Annotated in this window: 9 protein-coding genes; 6 read left to right on the top strand and 3 right to left on the bottom strand. The window is 62.7% G+C overall.

The window, feature by feature from the left end:
• Window positions 1-5: 5 nt before the first annotated feature.
• Window positions 6-965, bottom strand: a complete 960-nt coding sequence (locus tag ACZ5J0_RS02740) for a carbohydrate ABC transporter permease (protein ID WP_464094124.1) — start codon at window positions 963-965, stop codon at window positions 6-8.
• 35 nt (window positions 966-1,000) lie between these two features.
• The gene (locus ACZ5J0_RS02735; protein ID WP_464097213.1) at window positions 1,001-2,323 is read right to left on the bottom strand and encodes an ABC transporter substrate-binding protein; all 1,323 of its coding nucleotides are present in this window, start codon (window positions 2,321-2,323) and stop codon (window positions 1,001-1,003) included.
• 267 nt (window positions 2,324-2,590) lie between these two features.
• Here ACZ5J0_RS02735 and ACZ5J0_RS02730 point away from each other — a divergent pair, with 267 nt between their 5' ends.
• Window positions 2,591-5,890, top strand: a complete 3,300-nt coding sequence (locus ACZ5J0_RS02730) for a glycosyl hydrolase (RefSeq protein ID WP_464094123.1) — start codon at window positions 2,591-2,593, stop codon at window positions 5,888-5,890.
• Between the two features lie 63 nt (window positions 5,891-5,953).
• Here ACZ5J0_RS02730 and ACZ5J0_RS02725 read toward each other — a convergent pair whose 3' ends face one another.
• Window positions 5,954-7,522 carry an MFS transporter gene (locus ACZ5J0_RS02725; protein ID WP_464094122.1) on the bottom strand — a complete coding sequence of 523 codons (1,569 nt, stop codon included), beginning with the start codon at window positions 7,520-7,522 and terminating at the stop codon, window positions 5,954-5,956.
• Between the two features lie 253 nt (window positions 7,523-7,775).
• Here ACZ5J0_RS02725 and ACZ5J0_RS02720 point away from each other — a divergent pair, with 253 nt between their 5' ends.
• From ACZ5J0_RS02720 to ACZ5J0_RS02700, 5 genes are all read left to right on the top strand, one after another.
• Entirely contained in the window at window positions 7,776-8,990 is a 1,215-nt protein-coding gene (locus ACZ5J0_RS02720; RefSeq protein ID WP_464094121.1) for a flavin reductase, read from the top strand.
• A 79-nt stretch (window positions 8,991-9,069) separates the two neighbouring features.
• Window positions 9,070-10,071, top strand: a complete 1,002-nt coding sequence (locus ACZ5J0_RS02715; RefSeq protein WP_464094120.1) for a LysR family transcriptional regulator — start codon at window positions 9,070-9,072, stop codon at window positions 10,069-10,071.
• A gap of 26 nt (window positions 10,072-10,097) precedes the next feature.
• A complete protein-coding gene (locus tag ACZ5J0_RS02710) occupies window positions 10,098-11,234 on the top strand; it encodes an LLM class flavin-dependent oxidoreductase (RefSeq protein WP_223941666.1) in 1,137 nt (378 codons plus the stop codon).
• Window positions 11,231-13,684: a beta-glucosidase gene (locus ACZ5J0_RS02705; protein WP_464094119.1), complete on the top strand. Its 2,454-nt coding sequence runs from the start codon at window positions 11,231-11,233 to the stop codon at window positions 13,682-13,684. The genes ACZ5J0_RS02710 and ACZ5J0_RS02705 overlap by 4 nt, the downstream gene beginning before the upstream one ends.
• Window positions 13,681-14,337, top strand: coding sequence for a TetR/AcrR family transcriptional regulator (locus ACZ5J0_RS02700; protein ID WP_464094118.1), 657 nt, complete (start codon window positions 13,681-13,683; stop codon window positions 14,335-14,337). Before ACZ5J0_RS02705 ends, ACZ5J0_RS02700 begins: the two co-directional genes overlap by 4 nt.
• The last annotated feature ends 57 nt before the right edge of the window (window positions 14,338-14,394 follow it).

Raw genomic sequence — 14,394 nt, 5'->3', positions numbered from 1 at the left:
ATCGGTCAGCCTTTGGAACTCGTACGGAGGAGGAGGCGCTGGGCCACCGTGAGGATGATAATGATCACGGACATGACCAATGCGAGTGCGGCACCGAAGCCGAACCGGCCCATCACGAACGTCTCTTTATAGATGGTGACGGCGAGGGTTTCCGAGGCACCGTAAGGCCCGCCACCGGTGAGGGCCTGGATCTGGTCAAAGACACGCAGTCCATTGATCAGCATGAGAGTCATGGCAATCACCACGGACGGCATGATGGCCGGCAGGACCACGTAGTTGAACCTCTGCCACAGGCTGGCTCCATCAAGGGAGGCTGCCTCTTCGAGTTCAGGGGAAACCGTTGCCAGGCCGGCCAGGTACATGACCATGACCAGACCAACGTTCTGCCACACCATGACGATGATGATCGCCGGCAGCACCGTGGTCGGGTCACCCAGCCATGTCCGTTGCAGGGACTCCAATCCGACCGAACGGAGGACTTCGTTCATGGGGCCGTCTTGTTCAAAGATGAACTTCCAAATATAGGAAGTTGCCAGTGAACTGAGCACCACTGGGGCGAAAATCAACGTGCGGATGACATTGCGCGACTTCACCGTCCGGTTAAGGCCCAGTGCAAGCAGCAAGCCCAGGACATTTGTGAGAACCACAAACGAGATACCGATGATGAAAGTGTTGATCAACGCCGCAGTGGTGGGTCCTCCATCGGCTATTGCCGCGAAGTTCTCCCAGCCCACAAACTTCCACTTTCCCAAGCCTTTCCAGTTGGTGAAGGCAAAGAAGCCTCCAATGGCGCTGGGGGCGTAGTGGATGAGCACCAGTGCCAGGAGTGCGGGGGTGAACCACCACCACGTTGCGAAGCGACGCTCGGTGTTGCGGTCACCTTTGCGGCTGTTCTGTTTGCTGGGGCGGGGCTGGCGCCCGGTGACCCGGGCGCCCTCCGCTTTCTGCTCAAGTTGTGCGGTCATGGGAGGTTCTTCCAATCAGGGTTCGACGCCGTGGGCTAGGCGCCGCGGTCGTACTGCTCGTCCATGGTCTTCAGAACCTGGTCAGGGGTTGCCTGCCCGGTCAAGAGTCCCTGGATACCGGTACCGAGCGAGTCGTAAACGCCGCTGTTGGGCCAGAGGTAGTTGGGCTGGGAGACGATCTTCTTCTCCGGCTCCGAGAAGTACGGTTCCAACGTTGGGAACTGTTCAGGTACCGTACTGGAAATCGCCGAGGTAACGGAAACGTTTCCGTTGGCCTTGGCCAATGCGTCCTGGTTGGCAGGCTGGGCCAGGAATTCAAGGAATTTGAGGGTGGAACCCTTGTGCTTGCCGGCGGCATTGACGGCCAGGGCGTTGCCAGGGCTTGCGATCAACCGGCTGTCCTCGGCCTTCTCACCCGGAAGAACGGCTACATCGAAAGAACCGTCCTTGACCTGGGCCCGGAGTGCAGCAACAGCACCTGCCGGAGCGAATGCTGCGGCTACCTTGCCCTGTGCTACCGACGGGAAGAGCTGGTCAAAGCCAGCACCCGCTGCGCCGTCCTGGTAGCAACCGGCGTCCTTGAACTTCACAATCTGCTCCAGCACCTTCTTCCAATCGGAGTCGGCGAAGGTGGTTTCCTTCTTGGCGCGCTTGGCGTCCCACTGCGGATCCTTGGCGTAAACAAGTGAGGCAGCAAGCTGCATCGCCTGCAGGCCAGTATTGGCTCCCGAAGTTCCTGCTACTGCAAAGTACGACTTGCCGGCTGCCCGTACGGTTTTGCACTGGGTGACCAGCTCATCCAGGGTGGTGGGTTCCTGGAGGCCGAGCTGCTTCAAAACGCCCGTGTTCTGCAGCATGGTGATAGGTGCGAGGTCGGCCGGAATGGCGAAGACCTTGTCGTCGTCGTAGTACAGGTTCTTGGCCGAAGCGGGAATCGCATCCGCGGCCCACTTCTGGTCCGTCAGGTCCTGCAGGTAGCCGGCCTCGGCCAGCGACGCGAACGACTGGTTGTTGCCACGTCCTGCCGTGACGTAGAAGATGTCAGGAGCATTGCCTGCCTGGAGTTGGGTCCGCATGGTCTGCCCATGCTGGTCGTTGGGCGACTCAACCAGTTTGACCGTGATGTTCGGGTTCTTCGCTTTGAAGGCGTCAATCAATGTCAGGTAAGGATTTCCTGCGCCGCCACCGGTGAAGGCGGGGGTCGCGAGGGTGATCTCAACCGGGCCGGTCTCTTCTGCGATGGGTGCGTTGCTGTTCGCATCGCCCCCACCGCAGGCGCTCAGCGCCAATGCGGTGACGGATGCCAGCGCTGCAACGGAGAGGAACCTCCGGCCAGCGGGACTTGGTGTTTTCTTCACGATGGGGCCTTTCATGACGTCGTTGTCCTGACCATCAAAAATGATCAGTGGATTCGAGCCTTGCGTCAGTTTGTGTTTCCTGGATCACAAGCTGGCTCCTGTCATTCAAGGTAGGTCAGGTCAGAGCGGCCATGGAAATAGTTATCGTCTATGCTCACCATCTTCTCTCTGCATGCCTGTTTCCTCCCACAGGTAATCAGCCGCCTCTAGGCTGAAACAGCACGCTCCGGCCCAAGCCGGCTCCTCAACCCACCTAAGGATGTTTCCGTGAGCGACGACGCCACGCCCGCCCAACCTGCCACCGATTCCCTCTTTGCCGGATTTGTTGATCCGCCCCGATCCGCACGCGCCAGGGTGTGGTGGCATTGGATGGACGGGAACATCGACCCGGCGGGGATCGTCAAGGACCTGGAGTGGCTTGCAGCATCCGGCGCCGGCGGGGTCCAGGCCTTCACAGGTTCCATGGGGATCCCCCAGTACACCCGGGAGCGCGTGACTTTCCGTTCCCCGGAATGGCAGGCAGCCATCTCCTGCGCGGCTTCCACTTCCACCAGTCTGGGGCTGGAGTTGGCGGTGGCTACCTCCGCGGGTTGGAGTGCCACGGGTGGGCCTTGGGTGGCTCCGCACGCCGGCATGAAAAAGCTCGTCTGGAGCACCACCGGGGTGACCGCCGGTCAGCCGGACCTCCCAAGGTTGGCTGAACCGCCGTCGACGTCCGGCCCCTTCCAGGACGTGCCTTTCGGAGCCATCCGCAATGATCCCGTGGGCGTTCCGGACTTCTACGACGACGTCGCGGTGCTGGCTTTTCCACGCAGGGACGGCCACTTCCCACTGAAGCCCACGCGCGTCCGCGCCAGTGGTAGCGCCGCCGGTGGCCGGACTCCGGATTCACTGGCCGACGGAAGATTCTGGCCAACTGCGACCATTGACGCCAGCTCGGGCGCCGCCTGGGTGATGGCTGAATTCGAGCAGCCAACGCCCGTTTCCTCCGTCCGGGTGGGCTTGCCGGCCTCGCGGGGTTTCGCTGCTGCTCCGGCACCAAAGGCTTACCTGGAAGCTAGCCCTGACGGCATCACGTTCAGCAAGGTGTCCGATCTTCCAGCCTCCGGGTCGCCTGTCCGGTCCGCGAGTTTCCCCACCATCACGACACGCTTCTTCCGGCTGGTTCTGGGGACCGGGAAAGGCCGCGAATTCCCTCTGACGTCAGGAATCAGGCCGCTGCCGTTCGCCCTTCCCGGAGACACTGAGACATTCAGGATCTCGGCATTCCAGCTGTTTGCCGGAGCGCGCGTGGCCAGGTCGGAGGAAAAGGCCGGTTACGCTCCGGTACCGGACTTTTACGCGCTCGACGGCGGCATTTGCGAGAGGTCCGACGCCGTCCAGCCGCAGGACATCATTGATGTCTCCGAGTTCCTTGGGCCCGACGGCGTTCTGGACTGGCGGCCGGACAGCGGGGAATGGACCCTTCTGCGATTCGGTTATTCGCTGACCGGCCACCTCAACGCCCCCGCACCCGTTGACGCCACCGGTTTGGAAGTGGACAAGCTGGACGCGGATCTGGTGGCCGGCTATTTCAGCGATTACCTGGGCTTCTTCGAAGAAGCCCTGGGCAGCAACTTGGCAGGGGTCTCGGCGCTGCTCAGTGACAGCATCGAATCAGGCCCACAGAACTGGACGCGGGCCATGCGGGCCGAGTTCATGAAGCACCGCGGCTACGATCTGCTCCCGTGGCTTCCTGCCGTGAGCGGCATCATTGTGGGCAGCCCGGAACAAAGCGACGCTTTCCTGTGGGACCTCCGGAAGACCATTTCCGATCTCCTAGCGGACAACCACTACGGAACCATCGCCGGAATTGCCCGCGAGCGCGGCCTGAAATACTACGCCGAAGCCTTGGAGGACCACCGTCCGCAGCTTGGCGACGACGTCGAAATGCGTTCCCATGCCGATGTCCCCATGGGTGCCATGTGGTGCTACGAGCCGGACGACGGGCCGCAGGCCACCTACGTTGCCGATCTCCGGGGCGCCGCGTCCGTTTCCCACGTGTATGGAAAGGCTGCCACGGGGGCTGAGTCCATGAGCGCGTTCGGCAAGCCCTTCAGGTTCACGCCGCGAACTCTCAAGCCCATTGTGGACATGGAGTTTGCGTTGGGGGTCAACCTCCTGAACATCCATACCTCACCCCATCAGCCCGAAGCCGTGCCCAAGCCCGGAATCACGTTGTCCCCATATCTGGGGCAGTCCTTCACGCGGAACGAAACCTGGGCGCACGCGGCGAAGCCCTGGCTCGATTACCTTGGCCGGTGCAGCTACCTGTTGCAGCAGGGTACCTACGCGGCGGACATCGCCTATCTCTACGGTGAGGAAGCACCCGTCACCGGCGTCTTTGGCGATGCCGCCCCGGAAGTCCCGGACGGGTACGGCTTCGATTTCATCAATCTGGACGGGTTGCTGAACCACCTCACAGTGAACCCCGACGGCGGCCTGCTCACCACGGGCGGCACCACCTACCGCCTGCTGTATCTCGGAGGGTCCAGCCACCGGATGACACTTCGGGCTGTTCGGCGACTTACAGAACTGCTCGACGACGGAGCCCTCGTGGCCGGATGGCGTCCCGAACGCTCTCCCAGTCAAAGCGACGATCCCGCCGAGTGGAGTGCCGCCGTCGAGCGTCTTTGGGGTGGGCATCCTGGATTGATTGACCTCGCTGGGGTCGCTGCAGTGGATGGTGTGTCCACTGCCTTGGCCCGGGCAGGGGTGGAGCCCGACTGGGTTCTGGTGGCCGCGGCTTCGGCGAACCTGCCCGTCATCCACCGGCAGTTGCCGGATGCAGAACTGTATTTCATCAGCAACCAGCGCGAGCAGCCCGAACACGTCAGCGCTTCCTTCAGGGATGGGGCAACTGCAGCGGAATGGTGGGACCCTGTGAGTGCCTCCCGAACGCCCCTCGTTTTGAGGTCGGAGGCCGGAAGGAGCGCGGTGGACCTTCACTTGGAAGCGTTCGGCTCGGCGTTCATTCTGCTGCACAGGACCGGCGGCGGTTCGGAAGGCACCCCTGCACGGCGCAGTGACATTGCCGCTGCCCATGCGCTGGAGGGCCCTTGGGAACTGACCTTCGACAGCGATGGCCAGGCTCCGGCTGCCCTTGTATTGCCGGGCGTGGCTCCCTGGGCCGGACCCGAGGCCGACGCCCATGGAGCCGACGTGACCGGTTTCTCCGGGACAGGAACGTACCGCCACGAGTTTTCAGCGGACGGGTTAGGGCGCTCCCCGGACACTCGCCTGGTCCTGGACTTGGGCGGGGTGAGTGAACTGGCTGAGGTCAGGGTCAACGGCAGTGCCGTGGGCACCCTGTGGACCTATCCGTTCCGCCTTGACGTGACGGACGCGATCCGGGCCGGCCGCAATGTGGTTGAAATAGCAGTGACCAACACGTGGTGGAACAGGCTGGCCGGCGACGCCGCCGAAGGGGCTTACACCCGCCCTGCGGCATCCATTTTCGAGCCGGATGCACCCACCATGCCTGCTGGCCTTCACGGGCCGGTGCGATTGCTGGTCTTGGACGACTGACCCGGCAAGGCCAAAGGAACGCCCGTTACCCCGCCGCTCAAAGTGGCGGAGTAACGGGCGCTGCTATTTCGGGTCCTTATGATCTGCCAAACGTTGCTCCGGCATGAAGACGGACAGCAACACACCGACGGCGAAGATACAGGCCAGCAATCCGAAAATCGGCAGGAACGCATCGGTGTAGATGACCGCCACCCCGGACTGCAGCGCAGCCGGCAACTGCTGGACGGACTGTGGATCAGTGACGGTGGACGGCGGTAAGCCCAGCGTGTTCTCTGCCGCGCCCCGCGCCAGCATGGTTGCGAAGAGACCGCCGAACACCGCCGTGCCCACGGTGACGCCGAGTTCACGAAGGTAGCCGAGTGAGGCGGTGACGCTGCCCACCACGGAGTGCGGCATGGCATTTTGTGCCGCCACAACGGTGATCTGCATGAAGCTGCCCACGGCCAATCCCAACAGTGCCAACAGGAGCCCCACCACCGGCAGCGGGGTGCCGGGCTGCAGGAGCCTGAGGCCAATGGCAGCTGCAACGGCCAGTGCCGAACCGGCCAGCGGAAAGATCTTGTACCTCCCTGTGCGGCTGACAAGCCATCCGGTGAGATTGGTTGACACCATCATTCCCAGGACCATGGGCAGGAGAATCATTCCGGCCACGGAAGCCGAGGTGGAGTACACCATCTGCACGTAGCTGGGGAGGTAGGCCACCACGCTGAACAAGCCGGCCCCAATAACCAGGCCCAGGCCTGCCGCGTTGACGACGGGCCAGCTCTTGAACATTTTCATAGGGATCAGCGGGTGCTTGGATCTGATCTCCACCACCACAAAGAGCACACCGGAAACGGCCGCCACGGCACCGATCGCCCAGAGAATCCCCGCAGCGATATCCGGCTCCGTACCCAGTGAAATCACCGCTACCAATGAACAGGTGAAGACCACCATCAGGAGGGTGCCGGGCCAATCCACACCGCCCGAGCCCCGGACGGTCTTCAGGCGCCGAAGCGAGAACGCCATGGCCAGGGCCAACAAGCCTACGGGGAGGTTGATCCAGAACACCCAGCGCCACCCAACAGTGTCAGTAATGGCGCCGCCAACCAAAGGGCTGATCACTGTGGCAATACCAAAAACCGAGCCCAGGGGGCCGAGGAATTTGGCTCTCTGCCGTGGCGGGACAAGGTCGGCGATGATGGCCGGCGGAAGCACTCCGAGCCCGGCTCCCCCCAAACCCTGGATGCCGCGGAACAGGGAGAGCTGGACCATGTCCTGCGCGAAACCGCACAGGACGGAAGCCCCCAGGAAAATGGTGAGGGCCACCATCAGGAGCATCGGCCGGCCGTACCTGTCCCCCAAGCGGCCGTAGACGGGCATGCCAACGGTCATGGCCAGGGTGTAGGCAGTGATGATCCACGCCATGTGGCGCGCTCCGTCCAACTCGCCCACCACGGTGGGCAGGGCCGTGGCCACTATGGTGTGGTCCAGGGCTCCCAGCAACACGATGATCAGCAATGCGGCGTAGAGCGGTCCGATCCGGACCTTGGATGGCTCCGGGGCTGCGGCATCAGGGGCAACTGCATCAGGGGCAGGAGAAACCCCCACATCCTCCGGGCTGATGGGTGGGGACAAGTGTGAACGGCGCACCGCAACCTCGTTCTGGGAGAGCCAGCAAAGGTGGCTCGATACCGGCCAAATGCGCGCCCGGGAGAACGTTGACCCCCAACCGACGGGCCCAAAGGGCCCCGGTACCGCAACGAATCTATCACCGCCGCTGACCGCAATGCCTGGGCCTGCAGCATTGGAATTCGCGATACTCCGCATACCCCGGAACTATTTCCGCACCCGCCCGTCCCCCGCGTTTACTGGAGGAAATCTCAACGAAGAGGAGAGCAAAGAGATGGCACAGAGCATCCGCGCTTCCACCGCAGAAAACCAGGACACCAGCCCCGAAAACGCGGCGTGGTTCCGCTACGTCCTGGGCCAGTATCCCACCGGCGTCACCTTGATCACCGCCGCACCCGAGGACGAGCAGCCAGCGGGAATGGTGGTGGGCACGTTCAGCTCCGTCTCTCTGGATCCCCCGTTGGTGGCGTTCATGCCTGACGTCCGTTCCACGAGTTGGCCCAAGATCCGCGAGACGGGCTCTTTCTGCGCCAACGTCCTGACCGCCGGACAGCAGGACGTTTGCCGTGCGTTCTCCCGCAAAGCGGAGGATCGTTTCACGGCCAACCAGTGGGGCGATACTCCTTCCGGCAGCCCACGGCTTGAAGGAGCGGCGGCTTGGATCGATTGCGACATTGAGGACGTCATCCGTTCCGGAGACCACGACATCGTGATCGGCCGCGTCAAGGCATTGGGGGTTGGATCTTCCAAAGAACTGCCCCTCCTTTTCCTCCGGGGTGGGTACGGCTCGTTCACCATCCCCTCCATCGTTTCTCCGGCCACTGCGCTGACCCGGCACGTCAAGGCCGCGGATGCTGCGCGTCCGGTCATCGAAGCCTTGGCGGATGCTTTGAAGCTTGATGTCCTGGTGAGCGGAGTTGTTGACGATTCCGTCGTTGTCCTGACGGCCGCCGGGGTTGACAGCTCACCCGGTGGTTCACCTTCACGGGTGGGAGTCTCCTTTGGCCTGGCCGCTCCGCTGGCTCCGCTGCATGTGGCCTGGGCGGGGGACGCTGCGGAAAAGCGTTGGATCGACAACGCCCGTGACGTGGTGGGTGAGGTTGATGCCACCCTTGCGCATGCCGAGCTGGAGCAAGTCCGTTCCCTGGGCTATGCCGTCTCCGTGGATGTAGGCGCCGCAGCTGAGTTTGAACGAATTGTCCACGTGCCCAGCGACACCGCGGCACCCGATCTCAGCGGCGTGCTTCCCCTTCTGATCGAAAGGGCAGCATCTTCCGGGCCTGCTGCTTTGGATGATCCTGCGGGGGTCACGTCCCTGCACGCCCCCGTCTTCGATACGGATGGGCAAGTGGCAGTGACGCTTACTGTCAACGGATTCACGGGCAGTGAACCACTATCACGCCTGGAAGAATGCCGCGATCACTTGATCACGGCGGCACAGTCGATCACCGATGCGATCGGAGGTGTTCACCCGGCCCAGGTTTCCTAGACCGGAGGCAGCTATTGACCTTGGATGTGACGCGCCTCATAATTAGTATCAGTATTCTAATTCGGATTAGGAGAATCCTATGGTCAACCTACTGACTGCCGATCTCAACCTTTTGGTTGCCCTCGACGCTTTGCTGATGGAGCGAAACGTCACCCGGGCGGGGGCCAGGATCGGCATCAGCCAACCGGCCATGAGCTCGTCCCTGCAGAGGCTGCGCCGGCAATTTGATGATCAGCTGCTAACGCGGATCGGCTCGGCATATGAGCTCACTCCCCTGGCACAGGTCCTCAAGGAGGACGTTTCGCAGATCCTCCGGATGGTTGAACGCACCTTTGATGCGCAGGCCGTCTTTGACCCGGCACTCTCAACCCGCAGCTTCCGGATCGTGACGTCCGACTATTGCCTGACGGCTTTGTCCGGGACGTTGATGAACATGCTCCAAAAGGAGGCGCCGGGGGTGCAAGTGCATTTCGATGCCGTCACACCCCAAGCCGTGGAACGCATCAAGGAGACCCTTCAGACGGCGGATCTCATGCTCATACCCAAAGGGCACTTTTCCGGTTTCCCGCACACGGAGTTGTTCATGGACAACTGGGTGTGCGTCACGGGAGACACCTCGGCGGAAGAGACTCTGACGGTTGAAGAAATGCGTGACGCACGCTGGGCCAGGTTATTCGGCACCGAAGTTGACTCAACGCTGGCTGATCGCCGGGTCTATGACCTTCAGCTGGGGGAAAAGACGGACATCATTGTTGACAGCTTCCTCATGCTGCCTTTTGCAGTAGCAGGGACGTCACGGCTTGCCTTGGTTCAGGAACGGCTCGCCCGGATGCTCGCTTCGGTGGCCGGCGTCAAGATCATGCAGCTTCCCATCAGCCTCCCCACTTTGGTGGAGTGCGCCTGGTGGCATCCCTCCAAGTCCCCGGACCCGGGGCACCAGTGGTTCCGCCGGCTTGTTGCCCGGGCGGCCGCAGAGCTGGACGGCCCTATGGAGCCGGCCGCCCCAGGGCCCATTCATATCTCAGAACCATCCGAGGCAGAACGCACTGGGCCGCTGACGGCCCAACGTGTTTCCGCCTGACACACTCAAACACTTCAGGAGTTCCCATGCATTTCTCCCTGTTCCTCACCTCCCGTTCCCGCGGTCCGGAAGAAGACCGTGCCGTGATGCAGGCAATGGTGGAGCACGCCACCGATGCCGAGCAGAAGGGCTTTGATGCCGTCTTCCTTCCCGACCACCACTTCACCGGTTACGCTCCCCCCGCAAGCGATCCCTTCGTTTTCGCCGCGTACCTGGCAGGCAAACTCGAACGCATGCACTTCGGCTTTTCCGTCCAGACCCTGGCCTTGCACCACCCGGTCCGTTTCGCCGAGCGGCTCGCTTTGCTGGACCAACTGACGGACGGCAAGCTCCTGGTGGGCGTTGGCAGCGGAACCACGCCTGAGGAAATGATCGGTTTTGGTGTGAACTACCAGGACAGCTCACGGTTGGCCAATGAGAACCTGGAGATCGCTGAACGCCTCTGGGCCAAGCAGCCCGGCGACGAGCCCGTAACGTTCGACAACGGCCATTACCGCGGCGCAGTGGTGTCCCGGATCGTGCCTTCGCCTTACACCAAGCCGGAACCCCGCGTCATGTCCGTGGCAGCGAGGCCTTCCAGCGTTGAGCGCGCAGCCAAAAAGGCCCAGCCTGCCTTCATCCTTGCCTTCACCCCGCCCATCATCGACAGCGGAAATGCGTATGAAGAAGTGAAGAAGAACTTCGGCATATACCGCAGCGCCCTCGAAGCCGCGGGCCATTCGGAAGAGGCCGTCCGTGCCGCCCTGGAATGGACCACGCACTCCTACCAGCACGTGCACATCGCCGAAACCGATGAGCAGGCCGCAGCCGAGATGGACATCATCCTCGAGCAGTACCAAGAGACTGTTGAGCGCGAATATGCTGCCAACAAAGCAGCGGAAACCATCAGCGGCGTTGACTTGCGCCCCACACCCGATGCCCGGACCGAAGGCTACAAGGGAACCTGGTGCCTTTACGGCAGCCCGGAAACCGTGGCCGCCGAACTTCAGAAATACGCAGACCTGGGTATCGGAAACGTTCTCATGGCTGCAATGGGTGGCCCCCTGACGGAAGAACGCCGCCGCTTCACGGCCCAGACCATGCGACTCTTCGCAGAGCGCGTTCAGCCCCTGCTGCGTTCCAACGAAGCTGCCGTGGAGGCAGACAAGGTTGCAGCCCTGTGACAACTACCAGCGAACACACTGACGCCGTTCCCCACGGGACGGAGATCGTTGGAGCAGAGCTCACCGGCGGCCTGAACGGCTGGAGCACTACAGCAAGCGCGGCCGCCGGGGTTGAAGAAATGGTCCTGCTGGACGGTCCCTTGGGAATCGTCAGCAAGGCCATGGATGAGCGCGACACCTCCCTGATCATGCCTTCAGGAACGGCCCTGGGTGCCACGTGGAATCCGGAACTCGTCCGCGAAATAGGCCAGGTGATTGGTCAGCAAGGCGTTGAACGTGGCGTCTCCGCCATTCTTGGCCCCAACCTGAACATGCCCCGTTCACCCCTCACGGGCCGGGGTTTCGAGATGTTCTCGGAAGACCCCTACCTGACCGGCACGTTGGGCGCAGCATGGGTGGAAGGACTCCAATCACAAGGCGTTGGTTCCTGCACCAAGCACGTGGTGGCTAACGACACGGAAACAGAACGACGCCGGATGAACTCCAGCGTGGAACAGTCCACCTTGCGGGAGACATACCTGTTGCCGTTTGAGCTAACGGTGCGCGCTGCCAACCCGTGGATGTTGATGATGGCCTACAACCGGGTCAACGGCACCCATTGCTCCCAGAACGCGGACCTCATCAGCGTCCTGAAGGACGAATGGCAGTACGACGGCGTAGTGGTGTCCGACTGGTACGGCGTGGATGACACCGTGGCGGCCGCCAATGCAGGCCTGGATCTGGAGATGCCCGGGCCAGCTAACTACCTTGGCGCCCGTTTCGCCGAGGCCGTGGCTTCCGGCGCGGTGGCACCGGAGCGTTTGGGCGACGCCGTGGAACGGGTCATAAGGCTCGCTGACCGGACCGGCCGCCGCACCGGCGCTGCACTGCCGGCACCATCCCGCCTGCGCAGCCGGGATGAGCAGCTGAAGGTACTCCGCGAGGCCGCAGCCCAGTCTTTCGTGCTGCTCGAAAACAAGGACGCTGTCCTGCCCCTGGACATGTCCAAGGTGAAAACGTTGGCAGTGGTGGGACACAATGCTGCCAAACCCTGTTTCCAAGGCGGAACCTTCGCCACCGTCCGTCCCGAAGGCCGGGTAGCCACACCCCTGGACGCCATCCGTGAGGCAGCAGGTCCCGGCGTCGAGGTTCTTTACCAGCCCGGCGCCGCGCCGGAGTCGGCGTTGTCCCTGACGGAACTCGGCAGTACGGCACCGGACGGAACGCCTGGCGTTCTTTTGGAAGTCCTGCCGGCCGGTGACTCCGGGGACGTCCTGTACAGCGAGGTCCGTAAATCCTCCGCGTTCGTATGGTTCGGACCTGTACCGGGCCTGGGCGCGGGCGTTCCCGGCCGTGCACGCATCACGGCTCATGTGCACCTGGCCGATCCCGCACGATGGATGGTGGGTGCCGGCGGAACCGGAGTCAGTTCACTCCGCATTGATGGCCAGGAGGTGCTGGTGGTTCCTCCGCCCGCGCCGGATGACGTCATGGGCGTGGTGGCCCGCGCAGACACGCAGGAGATTCCCGTGGACCTGCCGGCAGGGACGGTGGAACTGGTGATCGACATGGCGTTCCAGCCGGGACGCGTGCAAGCGATCACCGCGGTTGCCACACCTGAACAAGTGACCGATCCGCTGTCCGCCGCGGTTGAGCTCGCGGCGCAAGCTGACGCGGTGGTGGTGGTCATCGGTGACCAGCAAGGGTCATCCCGTGAAAGTGCGGACCGCACGACGGCGGCACTTGACCCGGCGAGCGACCGGCTGGTTGAGGCTGTTGCCGGGGTGGCGGCCAACACCATTGTGGTGGTCAATGCTTCCCGCGCAGTGCTCCTGCCGTGGGCGGATAAGGTCAAAGCTGTGCTGATGGCATGGTTCCCCGGGCAGGAGTTCGGTCCGGCACTGGCTGGAGTCCTCACCGGCAGTACCGCCCCCGCCGGCCGGCTGCCGGTGTCCTTCCCCCGCCGTGATGAAGATACCCCTGGCTGGGGAACAGGGTTGGATGCTGATCTCACGCTGAACTACTCAGCCAGCGAACCCATGGGATACCGGCACTTCCACAGCACGGGACTACAACCGCGGTACCCCTTCGGATACGGCCTGGGGTACACCTCCTTTGAGCTGGTTGACGCCGTAGCTTCGGCAGGCTCTTCAGTTTCGGCTGGATCCCGGGATGGTGTCCAGGGTGTCTCGGTGAGGGCAACGGTCACCAATACTGGTGCCTCCGAAGGCCGCGACGTGGTGCAGGCGTACCTCCGGGCACCGCATGAGACGGACTTCCGGATGGCCGGTTTTGCGGGCGTTGACCTTGACGCCGGCGAAGGCCGCGAGGTGGAGATCCCGCTGGAGCCGCTGGGCTTCCGGCGGTGGGATACCGCCTCTGCAGATTGGGTTGTCCCGTCCGGGGAATGGGAAATCCGGGTATCCCAGAACGCTTCGGCTGACGGAATCCTCTGTAGGATCACAGTGTGACTCTTCCGGAGACCAAGTCCCGCGAACCAAAGCAGGCCAGGAGCCGCCAGTCGTTTGAAAAGACGATCGAGGCGGCCCTGGCCCTGCTGGAAGAGCGCGGGAACGACGAATTCACCTTGGCCGATGTCAGTGCCCGTTCAGGCGTATCCATCGGTTCCATCTACGCGCGGTTTGAAGGCAAAGATGACCTGGTCAGCGTGGCGCACGGCCGCAAGATGGATGACATCGACGCCGTGTCCAACTACCTGTTTGAATCGCTGCCAACCCGGCCTGAGGACGGCCTCCAGTCGATAGCCCGTGAGGCCATGGACAAGACCATCGAGGTCTTGCGGCAATACGCCGATATCCTCCGGCCCTTCATGCTCAGGGCCACCAACGATGAAACTATTTCCCAACGGGGCGCCGCCTCCCACGCCGTCCTTGCAAGCAATTTCGCGAAAGTCCTGCGCTCCTGGCCGGACGGCTACCTGGGCCAGGACGAAATCGATTGGTGTTTCAACGTCTCCTACAGCGTGATCGCCCGAAGGCTCGGCCTGGGCAGCACCATGGAAGGCAGCGGTAAGTTCGAGTGGCCCGAGATTTCGGAGAAGCTCGCGGGCATGGTGGCTTCATACCTGATGGACACCACACGGGACCCATCGGACGCGGCATAACTGCCAGCGATACCGGCTATCCAAAAGCTCGTCTTCCTGACGCTTCCTGCGCCTCGG

It is taken from the genome of Arthrobacter sp. DualSoilB13, assembly GCF_055389195.1.
This window is presented reverse-complemented; position numbering and strand designations above follow the sequence as displayed.